At 40.1% G+C, this 16301-nt stretch carries 15 protein-coding genes; 6 read left to right on the top strand and 9 right to left on the bottom strand.

Going from position 1 to position 16301, the window contains the following annotated elements; genetic code table 11:
• Window positions 1–126 precede the first annotated feature (126 nt).
• The 4 genes from V5N63_RS05555 to surE all read right to left on the bottom strand — a co-directional run bounded on the left by V5N63_RS05555 (window position 127) and on the right by surE (window position 3370).
• The gene (locus V5N63_RS05555; RefSeq protein ID WP_332033153.1) at window positions 127–573 is read right to left on the bottom strand and encodes a GNAT family N-acetyltransferase; all 447 of its coding nucleotides are present in this window, start codon (window positions 571–573) and stop codon (window positions 127–129) included.
• Between the two features lie 31 nt (window positions 574–604).
• Window positions 605–1261 (bottom strand): hypothetical protein, encoded by a 657-nt coding sequence (locus tag V5N63_RS05550; protein ID WP_332033152.1) that lies wholly within the window; start codon window positions 1259–1261, stop codon window positions 605–607.
• Between the two features lie 9 nt (window positions 1262–1270).
• Entirely contained in the window at window positions 1271–2314 is a 1044-nt protein-coding gene (locus tag V5N63_RS05545) for a GMP reductase (RefSeq protein WP_332033151.1), read from the bottom strand.
• Between the two features lie 291 nt (window positions 2315–2605).
• Window positions 2606–3370 (bottom strand): 5'/3'-nucleotidase SurE, encoded by a 765-nt coding sequence (gene surE / locus V5N63_RS05540; protein ID WP_332033150.1) that lies wholly within the window; start codon window positions 3368–3370, stop codon window positions 2606–2608.
• Window positions 3371–3506: 136 nt separating this feature from the next.
• Between surE and V5N63_RS05535 the strand changes: the two genes are divergently transcribed.
• From V5N63_RS05535 to V5N63_RS05520, 4 genes are all read left to right on the top strand, one after another.
• Window positions 3507–5627: a carboxy terminal-processing peptidase gene (locus tag V5N63_RS05535; RefSeq protein WP_332033149.1), complete on the top strand. Its 2121-nt coding sequence runs from the start codon at window positions 3507–3509 to the stop codon at window positions 5625–5627.
• Window positions 5628–5768: 141 nt separating this feature from the next.
• Window positions 5769–7088: a 2TM domain-containing protein gene (locus tag V5N63_RS05530; protein WP_332033148.1), complete on the top strand. Its 1320-nt coding sequence runs from the start codon at window positions 5769–5771 to the stop codon at window positions 7086–7088.
• 4 nt (window positions 7089–7092) lie between these two features.
• Window positions 7093–7383: a 2TM domain-containing protein gene (locus V5N63_RS05525; protein WP_332033147.1), complete on the top strand. Its 291-nt coding sequence runs from the start codon at window positions 7093–7095 to the stop codon at window positions 7381–7383.
• A gap of 16 nt (window positions 7384–7399) precedes the next feature.
• Window positions 7400–8143, top strand: a complete 744-nt coding sequence (locus V5N63_RS05520) for a LytR/AlgR family response regulator transcription factor (RefSeq protein WP_332033146.1) — start codon at window positions 7400–7402, stop codon at window positions 8141–8143.
• 58 nt (window positions 8144–8201) lie between these two features.
• On the opposite strand, the gene mnmA is transcribed toward V5N63_RS05520, so the two are convergent.
• Window positions 8202–9389, bottom strand: a complete 1188-nt coding sequence (gene mnmA / locus V5N63_RS05515) for a tRNA 2-thiouridine(34) synthase MnmA (protein WP_332033145.1) — start codon at window positions 9387–9389, stop codon at window positions 8202–8204.
• Window positions 9390–9680: 291 nt separating this feature from the next.
• Here mnmA and V5N63_RS05510 point away from each other — a divergent pair, with 291 nt between their 5' ends.
• Window positions 9681–10217, top strand: a complete 537-nt coding sequence (locus V5N63_RS05510) for a hypothetical protein (RefSeq protein ID WP_332033144.1) — start codon at window positions 9681–9683, stop codon at window positions 10215–10217.
• Between the two features lie 44 nt (window positions 10218–10261).
• Here the strand turns inward: V5N63_RS05510 and V5N63_RS05505 are convergent, their stop codons facing one another.
• Window positions 10262–10903 (bottom strand): hypothetical protein, encoded by a 642-nt coding sequence (locus V5N63_RS05505; protein ID WP_332033143.1) that lies wholly within the window; start codon window positions 10901–10903, stop codon window positions 10262–10264.
• Between the two features lie 105 nt (window positions 10904–11008).
• Window positions 11009–13228 carry a TonB-dependent receptor gene (locus tag V5N63_RS05500; protein WP_332033142.1) on the bottom strand — a complete coding sequence of 740 codons (2220 nt, stop codon included), beginning with the start codon at window positions 13226–13228 and terminating at the stop codon, window positions 11009–11011.
• Window positions 13229–13380: 152 nt separating this feature from the next.
• Here V5N63_RS05500 and V5N63_RS05495 point away from each other — a divergent pair, with 152 nt between their 5' ends.
• The gene (locus V5N63_RS05495; protein ID WP_332033141.1) at window positions 13381–13884 is read left to right on the top strand and encodes a superoxide dismutase family protein; all 504 of its coding nucleotides are present in this window, start codon (window positions 13381–13383) and stop codon (window positions 13882–13884) included.
• A gap of 51 nt (window positions 13885–13935) precedes the next feature.
• On the opposite strand, the gene V5N63_RS05490 is transcribed toward V5N63_RS05495, so the two are convergent.
• Together V5N63_RS05490 and V5N63_RS05485 are read right to left on the bottom strand one after the other, a co-directional pair.
• On the bottom strand, window positions 13936–15210 hold the full coding sequence (locus tag V5N63_RS05490) for a DUF6080 domain-containing protein (protein ID WP_332033140.1): 1275 nt from the start codon (window positions 15208–15210) through the stop codon (window positions 13936–13938).
• Between the two features lie 30 nt (window positions 15211–15240).
• Window positions 15241–16301 (bottom strand): protein adenylyltransferase SelO family protein (locus V5N63_RS05485; RefSeq protein WP_332033139.1); only part of this gene is annotated, 1061 nt, incomplete at its 5' end.

Here is a 16301-nt window from a genome sequence, read left to right as displayed (position 1 = left end):
GTTCGCCGATTCCATTAAAAAAATAAACAAGGATGAGGCACAAAGATCCAGTCTTGAACTTTCGGTTATTTTGTCTCAAAACAAAAGCACTAAAATCAGGTAGTTAGCGATGATTGCTTTTGCTTTTTACTCCAACTCCTTACCAAAGCACACTGAAGTTTCCACCCCTTTATACTGTCCGTAATTTTCAATTTGCAGATAAGTCTTTCTGTAAAGCTTTATTGCCTCTTTTTGGCCGGTTCCGGTCTCCAGAATAATCTTTTCAAACTTAAGCTCCTTTGCCCACTTCTCAAGTTCAGTGAGAATTGCTGTAGCATAACCTTTACCACGAAATTCCGGTATAACGAACATCCGCTTGATTTCCGCAGTTTCTCCGTCGTAATCTTTAAGCGCGCCACAACCTACCGCGTTTTCTTCTTCGTACAGCACAACGCAGTGATTCAACAAGTCAATTTTATTGAATTGATCATAGAAAGCGTGATCGTCGCCATCCATAAAAGCAAGATACTCATCCAGCATTTTAACAAGCTGTATAAAATCCTGGTTTTCGGAGTGGGTTCTTAAGAGTTTCACGGTTGTTTTTTTAACTTTAATAGGGAAAATATTACAATTTATTTCCATGGAAAGGGCAGAAATTCCAGTTTCCACTCATCTTTTGTTGATCTACAGGACAGGTTTTTTCATCCATTAAAGAAACCAAAGGAAGTTTCCACTTAAAGATTTCTCCGTTAAGATCAACTTTAAAATTTCCAGTTTGATTAGGATCGATAATCCTTTTTCCATGTTCCACATTGTTATAAATGAAAAAATTAACGCCGGATCCCATTTTTCCGAGCATCTGAGCAAAGAGTGGTTTTAAGGTTTGGTTTACGATAATGAGCACTTTATCATCGATTTCCGATTCCTTCAAAGGCGGTACTTTTTGACCTTGAAGTCCATAAAAAACCACTTTTTTACTCGAATCAATCACAGTGAAATTAAGTGCTCCGCCGTCGGAATCTAATTTATAATTTCCCGCTGCAATGATGGTGTAGTCATTCAAAAGTTCCTTCAAATAATTGAGTTGTTCTGTCGTAACGCCGCCGGTTTCTTGCAAAGCGACTTCCCAGTATTCCGTTGGAATCCACCAGACGAGTTTCATTTCGGTTTGGTTTTGCTTGATTTGTTGAATCTCTTCAATCATTCGGTCGGTCTTGGTTTTCTCTTGTGAAAAACTCATTATCCCGTAGAATAGGAGAAGAATTAATCCGTATTTTTTCATTTGAAATATTTATGAATTTCCAAAAACTTCGTTGTGCTGCTCCGCAACACGGATAAAAGTGGTTCTTTTCGACAGTTCGCGCAACTCGGACGCTCCTACATAAGTGCAGGTGGAACGAACGCCGCCTAAAATGTCTTTCACGGTTTCGGCAACAGGACCTTTGTAGGATACTTTCACCGTTTTTCCTTCGGAAGCACGGTATTCTGCCACACCGCCCGCGTGTTTATCCATTGCGGTTTGCGAACTCATGCCATAAAAAAGCCTGAATTTTTTGCCGTCTTCTTCTACAATATCGCCGCCACTTTCATCATGCCCCGCGAACATCCCGCCCAGCATCACAAAGTCTGCGCCACCGCCAAATGCTTTAGCCACATCTCCCGGAATTTTGCACCCACCATCGGAAATAATATGTCCGCGAAGCCCGTGCGCTGCATCAGCACATTCAATAATCGCTGAAAGTTGCGGATAACCCACGCCGGTTTTTATCCTTGTGGTACACACAGACCCAGGCCCGATTCCCACTTTGATAACATCGGCTCCCGCCAGAATAAGCTCTTCAACCATTTCTCCGGTCACCACGTTTCCTGCGATAATCGTTTTCGTGGGAAATTGTGCCCTTGCTCTTTTTACAAATTCAACAAAATGCTCGGAATAACCGTTGGCCACGTCAATACACAGAAATTCTATCTGAGGATGCTCCTCCATAATCTGTTTGATCTTTTCCTCATCTGCTTTCCCGGTTCCGGTGCTTAACGCGATGTAGTCGTAAATCGAGTCAGGCTGATTGTTCAGAAAAGCACTCCATTCCTCCGGAGTATAATGTTTGTGCACGGCGGTTATGATCTTCTCTTTCGCCAGCGCTTCCGCCATTTCGAAAGTTCCGACCGTATCCATATTGGCGGCGATAATCGGGACGCCGCTCCATTTTTTCTGAGAGTTGACGAACGTGAAATTCCGTTCTAAACTTACCTGCGATCTCGATTTTAGTGTAGATCGTTTGGGACGGATCATCACATCCTTAAACCCCAGTTTTATTTCGTATTCAATGCGCATATTGCTGCTTTTTACTTTTAAAATGAGTCTAAGGTAAGCGAAATAATTTTGTGAGGCAAAAAGCGGGGTATTAAATCTTTTATTACATCTAATGTTCAATGTTTGAAAGATTCCTGACTTTGTGCGATTATAAAATCTATTACAAACCTATCAAAAACCTTTTACCTTTGATTGTTATTCAGACCATGAAGGTAGTGGCTTGATAACATCAATAATGGTGTACTTAAACATTATTTAAAAGACCGCAGTAAATGGTTCCTTACTTTTACAACACGCTGTCAATCAGTCAGGTTATTCCAGAATTCCTTTAAGATCCTGCATATACTCATAAGCCGTCAAATCAAATTTTACGGGAACTACCGAAATATAACCTTCCGACAATGCTACTTCATCAGCATCAGGACTCGTATCCATATTGTTGAAGTATCCCGAGAGCCAGAAATAGGTTTTCCCGTGCGGGTTCACCCGCTGGTCGAAGCTTTCTTCCCATTTCGCATCGGCTTGTTTACAGACCCTGATGCCTTTTATTTCTTCCTTCGCAAGTTTCGGTATGTTTACATTCAGTACAACTCCTTTAGGCATCGGATTCTCCAGAACTTTCTTCACAATTTCCTGAATATGGCTTTTTGCCTGAGTGAAATCGGCATCCCACGAAAAATCAAGCAGCGAAAAACCAATCGCCTGAAGGCCTTCTACACCGGCCTCCACTGCCGCCGACATCGTCCCTGAATAAATAACGTTGATAGAAGAATTTGCGCCGTGGTTAATTCCCGAAACCACAAGATCCGGTTTGCGGGTAAGGATCTTGTCGAGGGCAAACTTCACGCAGTCAACCGGCGTTCCGCTTAAGGAGTAATCTTTCTGCGGACCTTCCAGGTTTATTTCTTCAAACGTAAGGGTAGAGTTGATGGTGATAGCGTGACCTTTTCCGCTTTGGGGTGAGTTGGGTGCTACCACCACCACTTCACCGATTTCATTCATAAAATTTACTAAATTCCGTACGCCGGGTGCGGTAATTCCGTCGTCATTGGTCACTAATATCAAAGGTCTCTGCATATAAATAAGGGTTTTCCACAAAAATACTTAAAAATATAGTGTTCAAATATAAATAAGGTATTAATTTTGATACTTTGTAGGATGCTGTAACAAAAAATCATAAACCTTAACAAATCAGCTATTAGTAATTAATTATATGTTCAAGAAATTTAAATTCAATACATTATTGCTCTTCATTCCGCTTACAAGCTTGGTGTTCTGCTTTAATTCCCCTAAAAATGATGACGATAAAATGTCGACCATAATGGTGAGTGTAAAAAATACGCTCAGCTATCTTCATTATTCTCCTAAACCTATTAATGATGCCTATTCGCAGGAGGTGTACAAACATTATTTCGAGATGGTGGATGCCTCGAAAAGATATTTCCTGCAGTCGGATATGGACGATTTTGCAAAGCACAGAACAAAACTCGATGATTACCTAAACCAGGGCGATCTTACCTTCTATAAACTCACCATCGACCGACTGTACCAAAGGGTTGACGAAATCGATAAAATTACCCAGGATATCTTGAGTAAACCGATTAATTTAGAGGAAGATGAAACCCTGATTCTGGAGCCAAAGCTCAAGAAAAACGCAACCAACGCGAAGGAACTTTCCGCCGAGTGGAAAAAGTATATCAAATACAATATCCTCCAGGAAATGGAGTCTCTTACAGCAAAGGAAGAAATTCAGAAAGAGAAAAAAGATTCGGTACAAAAGTTTAATCTGAAGGATACCATCAAGCTCGAAATCCTTACGCCGGAACAGAAAAGACTTAAAGCAACGGAAGAAGTGAAAGACCTTATTACCGACACTTTCAGAAGGTTCAAGAAAAGAAATAAAATGGATTGGTTTACCGTGTACATGAATTCGTACACCGAAGTATTCGATCCGCACACCAATTATTATTCACCTAAAAATAAGGAAGATTTTGATACCCAGTTCACCGGAAAAGTAATCGGAATTGGCGCCATCATTCAGGAAAAAAGAGGTTATCTGTATCTTGGGGCACTCACCATTGGCGCGCCAGCCTGGAAATCGAAACAGCTTTCAGAAGGTGATAAAATCTTAAAAGTCCGCTCTAAACCCAACGAAGATCCTGTAAATGTAGTAGGGATGCTTTCTGACGAAGCGGTACGCCTGATCCGCGGCGAAAAGGGAACGAAAGTAACTTTAACGGTTGAGAAAAAAGATAAAACCATCAAAGAAGTTACCATGATCCGTGAGGAAGTGGCCATTGAAGATACTTTTGCCCGAAGCATCATCGTAAGTTCAAAAGACGGTAAAAAATATGGCTTCATCAATTTGCCGAGTTTCAATGCAGATTTTGAAGACGAAAAGGGAAGAAATGCTTCCGATGATATTAAAAATGAGTTGGTTAAACTTAAAGCACAAAACGTTCAGGGAATCATTCTTGACCTTAGAAACAACGGCGGCGGTAGTTTAACAGAAGTGGGTGACATCCTGGAACTGTTCATGAATACCGGACCTTACGTTCAGGTAAAAGACGGAAACGGCAAAATCCAGACGCTTAAAAATAAAACCAGTGCACCGCTTTGGACTGGGCCTTTGGTCATCATGCAGAACGAGCTTTCTGCTTCAGCATCTGAGATTCTTGCCGGTGCGGTTCAGGATTACGGTAGAGGCGTGGTAATAGGCTCTCCACAGTCTTTCGGTAAAGGTACGGTACAGACTTTTGTTGACTTAAACAGATTCCTGAATACCAATGATGATTTCGGTTCACTTAAACTGACCATTCAGAAATTCTACAGAGTTACCGGAGAATCCACCCAGAGAAAGGGTATTGAATCCGACTTCAAAATGAAAGATTTCTTTACCTACGCTGAAATTGGCGAAAGATATGACGATTACGCACTCGCGTGGGACAAAATTCCGGCGGTTCCTTACCAGCCAATGAACTATTTCACCGCGCAGGCGCTTCAGAAAGATATGGAAGAACGCCTGATGAATAACAAAACCTACCAGTTGGTTCAGGAATCAGCACAATGGAAAGAAAATCTGGATAAGGAAGAAAGCATTTCACTTAATCTTACAAAATTTAATGAAGTGATGAAAACCAGAAAAGCCCAGATCGAGAAATTCAAAGTCCTGGATAAATTCAATAACGGACTGGTATTTACCCTAAATCCTGATGAAATCCTTCGCGAAAAGAAAGATGAAGTGTTTGCTAAAAAATCCCAGAACTGGAAGAAAAATCTACAGCGCGACCTCTACCTTCAGGAAGCGGTGATCATCGCTTCACAGTTGAAATAAACTGAAATATTCAGATAATTCGATAAAATTAAACCACCCTTTGCGGTGGTTTTTCTGTTCAGTACCGAAAACCTGCCCTTCAGCGAATAATTTTTTTTTCTACCTTTAATAAAAGATACCTTTGAAACAGAATTTAACTCCATGAACCGCAAAAGTTTCATCATTGTCCTTTGGATTTCATTTTTTATCGGGACCTTTACTTTTATCTTTTTTACAGGCGATAAAACGGTTTCCGTGTATTTTATAAACCTCTTTATTGCGGTTTTATATGCGCTCACGATTTCGGCAGGCAACGGCATGATCAATGATTATCTATCTCGTCACTATTCGTGGGTCGAAGAAACAAGAACGCGTACCATATTGGGAATCGTTGCAACTGTTTTGGTTAACGTAGTACTGATACTTTTTTGTAATTACACCAATTTGGTGCTGTTCCAAAAAATGGAATTTACCGGCTTTTTCTCAGGAACAATGGGCTTTGCAAACTGGTTTGGAATTAATATTGCGCTTCTTATTTCAGCTGTTTTACATGCCAAAGGTTTTATTGAAGAATGGAAGAAATCTACCCGGAAAGAAATCGTAGAACAGAAACTCATCGCCAAATCAGCCAACGCACAGTTCGAAAGTTTAAAAAACCAGCTCGATCCTCATTTCCTTTTTAATTCACTGAATGTTTTAAGTGCTTTGATTGACGAAAACCCCAGCCAGGCGCAGCATTTCACGGCAGCAATGTCGAAGATTTACCGCTATGTTCTCGAGCAGAAAGACAAAGAACTCGTTACCATTGAAGAAGAACTGGATTTTGCAAAAACTTATTGCGAACTCCTGAAAACAAGATTCGAAGACAGCGTAAATTTTGAATTCAGCATAAATGAAGACAACAGGAAGTTATTTGTTGTGCCACTTTCCCTGCAATTGCTTTTGGAAAACTGCATCAAACATAATTTCGCGACCGCACAAAAACCTTTAAACATAAAGATTTATGCCAACAATGGATTTCTGTTTATTGAAAACAATCTTCAGCAAAGAGAGCAAATGAAAGAAAGTGCCGGAATCGGCCTTGCGAATATCGTTCAGCGTTATTCATTACTGACAAAACAGAACGTTTTCATCGAAAAATCAACTGATTTTTTCCGGGTGAAAATCCCAATATTAACTCAAAAAATTACCGCGATGACACCACAACCCTCCGAAGAATCACTGGCTTACGACAGAGCCTTTAAACGTGTAAAAGAACTGAAAGGTTTTTACGGAAACCTGATCTCTTACTGCCTGGTAATTCCGTTTTTAATTTTCATCAACCTAAAGACCGTACCAGAATATCAATGGTTTTGGTGGCCCATGCTTGGTTGGGGCATAGGCGTTGCTTCCCACGCACTGCAGGTCTTCGGAATCGGAAGAGACTGGGAAGAAAAACAGATCCGCAAAATAATGGAAAAAGAAAAACAGGCAAATAACTAAAATCATGGAAACAAATCATCCCGATAACAACATCTACAGGGAAGCCAAAAGAAAAGTAAAAGAACTTAAAGAGTTCTACATCCACTTTTTCGTCTACATTATTGTCAACCTGTTTCTTGTTGCCAGAAATGTGCAGGGCGGCGACAGTTTGTATGACATGGATAATTATTGGACGGCAATTTTATGGGGAATCGGCGTTTTAGCGCATGCCCTGAGTGTTTTTGTTCCCAATTTTATTTTTGGAACCGACTGGGAAAAGAAGAAAATCCGTGAATTAATGGATAAATACAAATAAAATTTTAAGTTTGGATATGATTAAAACCGTAATTATAGAAGACGAAAAACCCGCTGCCAGAAAATTGGAAAGATTATTGACTTTATTTCCTGATTTAGAATTAGTTGCAACTATAAATTCTGTAGAAGAAGGTGCACAGTGGTTTTCAGAAAACCAGCATCCGGATCTTATATTTTCTGATATCGTTTTGGGTGATGGGCTGTCATTCGATATTTTCGAAAAAATACCGACCAAAAGTTTCATCATCTACACCACGGCTTTTGATCAGTATACTTTGAAGGCTTTTAAACTCAATTCAATCGATTATCTTTTGAAACCGATTATGGAAGAGGATTTGCGACAGGCGATCGAAAAATACAGAAGTTTCCTTCCAACAGAAAGCAGTCATAACTTAAAGCAGATCAAATCTTTAATTAAAGAAGAGAAGCAGAAGCTTTCCAGAATTTTGGTTAAAATTGGTTACAATCTGAAAATTGTTCAGACCGAAGAAGTTTCCTGTTTTTTCAGCGAAAATAAGATTGTTTACCTCCAGACCAAAGAACGTACTTATCCCACCGATTTCACCTTAGACGAGCTTCAGGAAGTCCTTGATAAGAAATGTTTCTTCCGGGTAAACCGGCAGTTTATCATCAACTCAAATTACATCAAAAACATCCACACATCGCCTTATTACAAAGTGGAAATGGATTTCCAGCCCGATGAAGAAATCACGGTAAGCCGCGACCGGGTGAAGGATTTTAAAGACTGGCTTTCGAAATAAAGCAAATAAAAGGCGGAATTTTTAGTTCCGCCTTTTTTATTTAATTTAAATGCTGTGTTTAGCTGATCACGCCGCTCCCAATAAGTTCATCCTCCAGATACCACGCTGCAAACTGGCCTTCAGCTACTGCAGACTGCGGATTTTCGAACTCGATATATAGTCCGTCTTCAAACTGATATAAAGTGGCATCTTCCAAAGCCTGGCGATAGCGGATTCTGGCTTTTACTTTCATCGAGTCGCCTTCTTTTAAACGCAGATCTTCGCGAACCCAATGGATTTCCGGAGTAGCAATCTTTAAAGCAGATTGGAAAAGTCCCGGGAAATTTCTTCCTTCACCGACGAAAATCGTATTCGTTTCCATATCACGGGAAATGATGAAACACGATTCTTTATGCCCACCAATTCCCAAACCTTTGCTTTGTCCAATCGTGAAATAATGCGCGCCCTGATGTTTGCCGATGACTTTTCCGTCAGATTTACGGTATTTTATTTTTCGTGAAAGAAACTGTAATTCCTCTAATTTTGATCCAAAACGAGGTTTTTCCGTATGATATTCAGCAAAATCGTTGAATATTTCAACAATTTCACCTTCTTTTGGTTGGAGTTGCTGCTGCAGAAAAGTGGGCAGGCTCACCTTACCGATGAAACACAATCCCTGAGAATCTTTTTTATCAGCAGTTACCAATCCCATTTCCCTGGCGATTTCACGCACCTCGGGTTTCGTCAGCTCACCAATCGGAAACAGCGCTTTCGAAAGCTGATCCTGGTTCAGCTGGCATAAGAAATAAGACTGGTCTTTATTCTGGTCTTTCCCCGCCAGAAGGTGGAAAATTTCTTTTCCGTTTTCATCAAAATCCGAACTCACGCGTGCGTAATGTCCGGTTGCAACTTTCTCAGCACCAAGAGATAAGGCTGTTTTCATGAAGACGTCAAACTTCACTTCGCGGTTGCATAAAACGTCAGGATTTGGCGTTCTGCCGTTTTCGTATTCGGCGAACATATAATCAACGATCTTTTCCTTATAAAGTTCGCTCATGTCGATCACCTGGAAGGGGATTCCAAGCTTCTGGGCCACCATCAGCGCATCGTTGCTGTCTTCAATCCACGGACATTCGTCCTCGAGAGTTACCGATGCATCATTCCAGTTCCGCATAAATAGCGCCACCACATCGTGACCCTGTTTTTGCAGCAAATAGGCGGCAACACTGGAATCTACACCGCCCGATAAACCTACTACTATTTTCATATTTTAGTTACACTTTCGTCAAGGGAAAGTTTCACGGTGCAAATTTACGGTTTTAAATGCATATTTTTCAGGAGCAACAAACTCCGGATGTCTTTTGGAAAACCCGACCCGCTGTACGCTGTATCTTTATCTTTTCTGCCAAAAAGATAAAGGATGCCGCTTCCATCGGGGCTAAAACCTCTTTTTTCCTCTCTTCCGAACATTCAGAAATGCTCTAAAACAAAATATTTTGCGGTTATTGAAAATATCAATTTCAAAAAAAGGTTTAATTTTATCTATTATTCAACATCTATGAAAAAAATTATTCTTCTCCTGACGTTCATTGCAGCAGTGGGTGTGAGAGCCCAGATCGGAACTGCAACAACGGTCAGTAATCCTGATTCGAAATGGACATTCGGCGGATATGCCGGACTTGGCGGTGCTTTTGGAGATGGTGGCGGAGTGTCCGTTTACCTTTCACCAAGAGTCGGTTATAAGGTTACCGAAAATCTGGAAACCGGTCTTGCGAGTAACGTTAACTGGTCAAACTCAAAATACTATTCATCAAGCATGGTGGGTGTAGGACCTTTTGTGAATTATTACTTTTCGCGCAGTTTCTTCCTGAGCGGAATGTTTCAGGAATATTTTATCAACCAGAAAAATAAAGTGGATAACTTGAAATACTCTGGTGATGAAGCTGCCCTGTATCTTGGCGGCGGCTATATGCAGCGGCTGGGGGAACGGACTTATATGCAGATCGGCGGGATGTATAATGTGCTTTATAATAACCAAAAATCATTTCTCGGCGGAGGTTTTATCCCAAGTATTGGTATTGTTTACGGACTTTAATTACAGCAAAATCTCCTGAACATTCAGGAGATTTTTTTAATATGTTACGGTTTATTGGCGATAAAATATTCTGCCTCGCCTTTTCCCCAGTTCGGGTCCAAAGCAGATTTTGTCTTATATACTTTGAACTGATCCAGTGATTTCTGAAAAAGTTCCAGTCCTCTGGCTCTGCTTCCGCCGAACTGTTCGGGCGTGAAATAGGTGTCTTCAGCCTTCATAAGGGTTAGTCGCGGGTTTTCGGCATCAATTTTTTCAGCTTTAGATAAGGCGTCGGCGGCCAGCATCCCTTCACTCATAAAACGTTCCTGTGGATTTACCATCATTTTCAGCCCGTGAATCATTTTTTGAAGAATGAGGTTTTCTGCATTGTCTTTGCTCAAATCCATGGCGAAATCCAAGAATTTCTGTGCTTCAGTGGCAATGGGATCTAGGTCGCTGAGTTTTCCTTCACGCATCGCCATTCTTCCTTTCTGGATCGTGGAAAAAGCAGCATAATAATACGGAAGCCACTGTGTTTTTTCTTTGTCACCAATCCTTTTAAAATCATTTGCCAAAGCAGTGAATTCGTCTGCGGTTTTATGGTTTTCAACAAGCGCAATTTTTTCTGACATTGCTTTTTCGTAAGCGGTTTGAGAAAATGCATTCATTCCGATAAAGAGGCAGATTCCGAAGACTAATTTTTTCATATATACAAATTTTAGTGGTTATTTTTTGATGGGATAAAGGTATCTGTTAAAGGTACTTTCCAAAGAAAGTTTTTACCCGAAAGGCAGGTTTTCTTTCCTGAACCGTTAAAGATTCTTGTCGATCGCTTCCTGCGTCCTGTCGATCCCGAAACTGATGAATGCGCCGATAAATACAAAGGTATTTGCAGAAGGTAAAATTGGTTTACGCCGCATCCCATCATTCGAGAAGTTGTATCCGTAAATATTCTTCTGGCCCAAGATATTGTTTACGGAAAGCACCAGAATAGTGAATGCTTTCGCTTCTTTTTTACCTAAATTCGGTAGATAATTAAGGCTGAAATTCAATGAGTTAAAGTCTTTCAGTTTCCCTTGGGTGTTTAGATAATAATCCCCGCTTTCATTGGTAAGGAAATGATAATAGGGTCTTCCTGAAGCATAAGTGTAAGAGAAGTTGAAACCGGTTTTCCAGTCGGGCACGAATTTTTTTGCGACCACCGAAAGCGTATGCTTTGCAGCAAAATTTGGGAATAAACTTCGGTCATAATTCTGAAAATTTCTTTCGGAATCCAGAAACGAATACGTAATCCAGTAATCTATATTTTTAAGGGATTTTTTGTCTCGCCAGAACAACTCAATGCCCTTCGCAAAACCGTCTCCATTGTTGTTAATTGCTGCCGGAAGGTAATTTTCGACTTTTGTTTTGATCAGATTCGTGTAGTTTTTGTAAAAGGCCTCCACCCGCAGGCTTCTGCCTTCTTCAGCTTTCTGAACCTGCAGAACATAATGTTCTGCTTTCTGAAAATTTAGGTCATAAGTTCCAAAGTATTTGTTTTCGGGGTTTTGATAAAATATTCCATAAGCGAGCGAACTGGTCCAGTTTTTTGAAATCCTGTAAGCAAAAGCAAGTCGGGGCGCGAGATTCCACTGATCAACAGCGGATGAATATTCGGATCTTAACCCAACTTTTGCAGAAAAATGATTGCTGAAACCCAGATCAGTCTCCGCAAAAACCGAGGTAATTTGATCCTGAAAAGGATAGGAAATAGGGGAAATAGCAACAGACGTATTTTCCCGCGTTTGGTTAAATTCTACTCCGCCTCTCATCGCTGAAATCTTGTTGATTTTCTTTTCTAATGTTCCTTTTGCGTTAAAATAATTTCCGGTACTATTGATCGAATTTGGGTTGGATTCCGAGTTTTGAAAGGTGTTGCTTAAATCGATAATATTTTGGTTATACGAATAAGAACTGCCGAGATTCACCAGATATTTCCCGAATTTCTGCCGGTAAGAAAAATTGTGAAAAGTATTTTTACCTTTCAATGCAGTATTGTCGGAATCGGTTTCAGGTTCCAGACTTTCTTCCTGAAGTGCGAAGGTATTGGTGTCGAAACTTCCGTAATATTTAAAGATTCCACCGTTTTTATTTTTAAGCCTGAAATTAAAATTGGTGCCAAAGCTTTCAGGCGCCTTCGTGAAATTATTGTTGAATTTCAGTATTTTAGTCATTAAACCCAAATGGCTGTACGCTGCAGAAACACCGAAAGATTTAGTTTTCGCCTGATCTACACTCTGGAAACCGCCGCTCAAAAATATCGGCGAAATACCGATATCGACAGCGTTTGTTTCAGGAAAATCGATGCTTTCCAGAATAAGAACCGAGGACAGCGCTTGACCGTATATCGCAGAATATCCGCCGCTGGAAAAAACATTTCCTTTAAAAAGTGAAGTATTCAGCCGGTCCATCGCCTTGATTCCCGGAACAGAATTTCCGAAGAAATTATTCACAAGGTTTCCGTCCATGAAAAATTTGGTTTCAGCACCGGTGCCGCCACGCACAAAAAGACCTTCGGTTTCCCCGATTTTCTGCACTCCGGGAAGTGTTTCCAGCGCTGAGGTAACCTGGCCATTGGCTCCTGCAGTGGTGTAAATATCAATGGGCGTCAGAAGCACGGTCGCTCTTTTCCGGTCGCTGCCTTCAATTGATCCTGCGGAAATAACCACAGCGTCGATATCTGAAATCTGCTCTTTCAAATCCGCATTAATGATTAGCGGTAGGTTTTCGATGATGACCGATTTTTCAACTTCAACAAATTTATGATGCGAAAATACAAGGATATGATGTCCTTTCTCCGAGGTGTGGAATGAAAACGTTCCGTTTTCATCAGTGGTGGAACCATCATAAGTGTTTTTAAGCGTTACGGAGACATCTTTAATTCCTTTGTTTTTAAAGTTTACTTTTCCCGAAATCGATATTTGGGCATTCATGAAAAATCCCATAATGAGTAATACAATTGCGAGAATTTTGGAGAGGATAAAGGTTGACATGATTTGCAGTTTTATGAAGCAAATTTATTGCGGAACGAATTTTGCTGAAAATTTTTATACCCGAAAGGTCAAATTATGCAGCTGAAAGGCACCTTATCTTCTACCTGAAATTATGCTTACCTTTATGAATCTTAACACTAAAATAAAAAGTTATGAAAATCGCTAAATTTTCGATCCTCGCCTGCAGCGCAGTTTTGGCTGTATCGTGCTCAACCACAAAAAATTACGTAATAAATTCCAAAAGCGGAACAGAAACACAAGGAACGGCAAAATTTACCCAAACCGGTAAAAATGTTGCACTGGATTTGAATGTTTACAAGCTGACACCGGGAATTCACGCAGTTCACCTTCATGAAAAAGGAGACTGTTCTGCAACCGACGCCAGTTCTGCCGGCGGACACTGGAATCCCACTACCGAATCTCACGGAAAATGGGGACACGATGAATATCACAAAGGCGATATCGGAAACCTGAATGCCGATAAAGACGGAACAGCAAGATTACAGTTCAGCACAGATAAGTGGTGTATTGGCTGTACTGATGAAACCAAAAACATATTGGGTAAAACACTGATCATTCACGCAGGACCTGATGATTTTAAAACCCAGCCAACAGGAAATGCGGGCGGTAGAGTAGGTTGCGTAGAAATTAAATAGCAGCTATTTCCTGATACAGACACTGAACGCATCCTTTGGAATGCGTTCTTTTTATTGGTAATATGCATTAAGGAAATCGAAGAATTCCTGCATTCTCAACGTGTTGTTCAGTATTAAATAGGAAAATAAAAACCAGACCGCAGCATAAATAAACGAAAGTGTTTTTGGCGAATTCCGGTAGGAATAAAAAAGCCAGCCGATGAGCAACGGAACTACAAAAACGAAATGGCCGCCATAAATGTAAGAAGTGTGGAGGCCGAATTTCAGGATGCAGTGAATGATAATATCCACCAAAAACGAAATCATCAGCATCTGAACAAATTTATTTCTGAAGTTTTTCACATAACTCCATAAAATCAAAAGCAATACTGCAGCGACAAAAATATAAGGAATCCATGAAGCATAAACATCCATGAAAAGCGCTTTGTATTCAAATCCTTTTTTGTTGTGATAATCGCGCAGCACGAATCCCGGAAAAAGCATGTTCCCACCAAAAAACCACGATGATATCATATCCCAGATGGGTGTAACTTTGGGTTTTGAAAATTTTTCTAACTGCTCACCGGATTTATTGAAGAAATTCATATAATTGAAATTCAACCGGTTGAGAAATAAAAGGGCAAAAACAGCAACGGAAATAAAAACGCTCAGGAATGCATGTCCGAACTTTTTCCAGCTACGGAATATTTTGTTTTCAAAAAGTAGTGGGATATAAATTTTTACGGCATTGGTAACCGTTAAACCGCCTACCGAAACGACCGCCAAAGTAAGTGCCGCCGCAGGTATTTTTTGCTCTTTTTTTAGTTTTAAGGCCGCATAGTAATTAAAAAGTACCAGGAAAAGCAGAGTATATGTGTAGGTTTCCGGGGTGAACGAAAGTAAAATATTGGTCGTAAAAAAGGCAAAGAAGAAGACAATCAGCACACTGATTTTCTTTGGTAATGCAATGATATTTTTTAAATATTTGTAAATCTGGATTAAACTTAAACTTATCGCAAAGTTGCTGCACCAGGCCAAAACCAGACGGAAAGTTTCATCTTTTTTTCCACCGGAAAAAAGATAGGCAAACTCGCGAAGCCAGTCAAAATAATAATTGGCAAGCGGATGCCTCTCAAAGCCGCCGCCGGTCATTACAATAGCTCGGTTATCAAAGCTGAAATAGGCATCCCACGGAATTCTGTCATCAAAAATTATTCGGTAATTAATGGCGATAAATGACCCCAAAATCCCATAAACAGTAAGAAAAATCAGAAATAATAAAATTTCGCATTTTGTTGCAGGGAAAACAGTTTTAAGAAAATCTGTAAATTTTTGTTTAAATACCAAGGTGAAAAATTTCGGCAAAAGTAATAAAATTTAAGAACTGCATGAAAGCGTGGAACTTCCTGTCTGTCCGTCATACAAAGAGGGCCGTTTTTGCGAAAATTCAGGATAAATTTCTGTATAAGGATTTTCCAATGCCGTAAGAAGTTTATTCAGCAAATCTCTTTTACCGCTGTTAATTTCATTGATACATTCAAACAGAAGATAGTTTCGGAGAACAAATTTCGGGTTGTTCTGCTGCATCAGTTGCTTAGATTCGGTTTCTGAAATGGTATTTAATTTTAACCTTTCAAAATAAGATTCGGTGAATTTATCAAATGCTGAAAACTGCTCATCGGTTAGGTTGTGGTAGAAAATATTACAGAAATGAGATTTCAAGTCTGTGTCTTCTTTTAAGGTTTCTAATTTATTGAAAAACAGCGTGTAATCTATTTTTAGATCTTCCATGATTTTCTGCGCATCGGTAAAGAACTGATCATCATTTTTCAGTACTTCATTGAAGCCAAATTTTGCGGCCATCATTTTATCATGTTTTCGCCAGAAATCTGTACTGAAATCATTCAGAATTTTCTCCAGAATTTTTTCGTCTTTAATTAAAGGAAATAGTGCGTTCGCGAGTTGCCAGAGGTTCCACTGGGCAATTTTAGCCTGATTTCCGAAAGCATATCTGCGGCCCGGCAAATCGGTGGTGTTTGAAGTAAAATTTAAGCTGTATTCATCCAGAAAAGAAAAGGGTCCGTAATCGATTGTTAAACCTAATGCCGACATATTATCGGTATTCATCACCCCGTGAACAAATCCCACCCGATACCATTCCACGATAAGGTCTGAGGTTCTGTCTGAAACTTCTGCAAAGAACTCCGCGTATTTTGCGGAACTTTTAGAATCAATTTCACGAAAGTAGTTTTGTATGGTAAAATCGGTCAGTTTTTTTAAAACTTCGGTTTCCTTCTGAGCAGAAAGCAGTTCGAAATGCCCAAAACGCAGAAAACTTTCGGCTGTTCTCATCATCACGGCGCCTTTTTCGTATTCCGGATTCCCGTCGTACATCATGTCACGAAGGACATTTTCACCGGAAAAAGACAGCGACAAAG

The sequence above is a fragment of the Kaistella sp. genome (assembly GCF_032060305.1).
In the GTDB taxonomy this organism is placed as follows: Bacteria; Bacteroidota; Bacteroidia; order Flavobacteriales; family Weeksellaceae; genus Kaistella; species Kaistella yananensis.
Note: the sequence above shows the minus strand (reverse complement) of the source record. Positions and strands in the feature narration are given on the sequence as shown.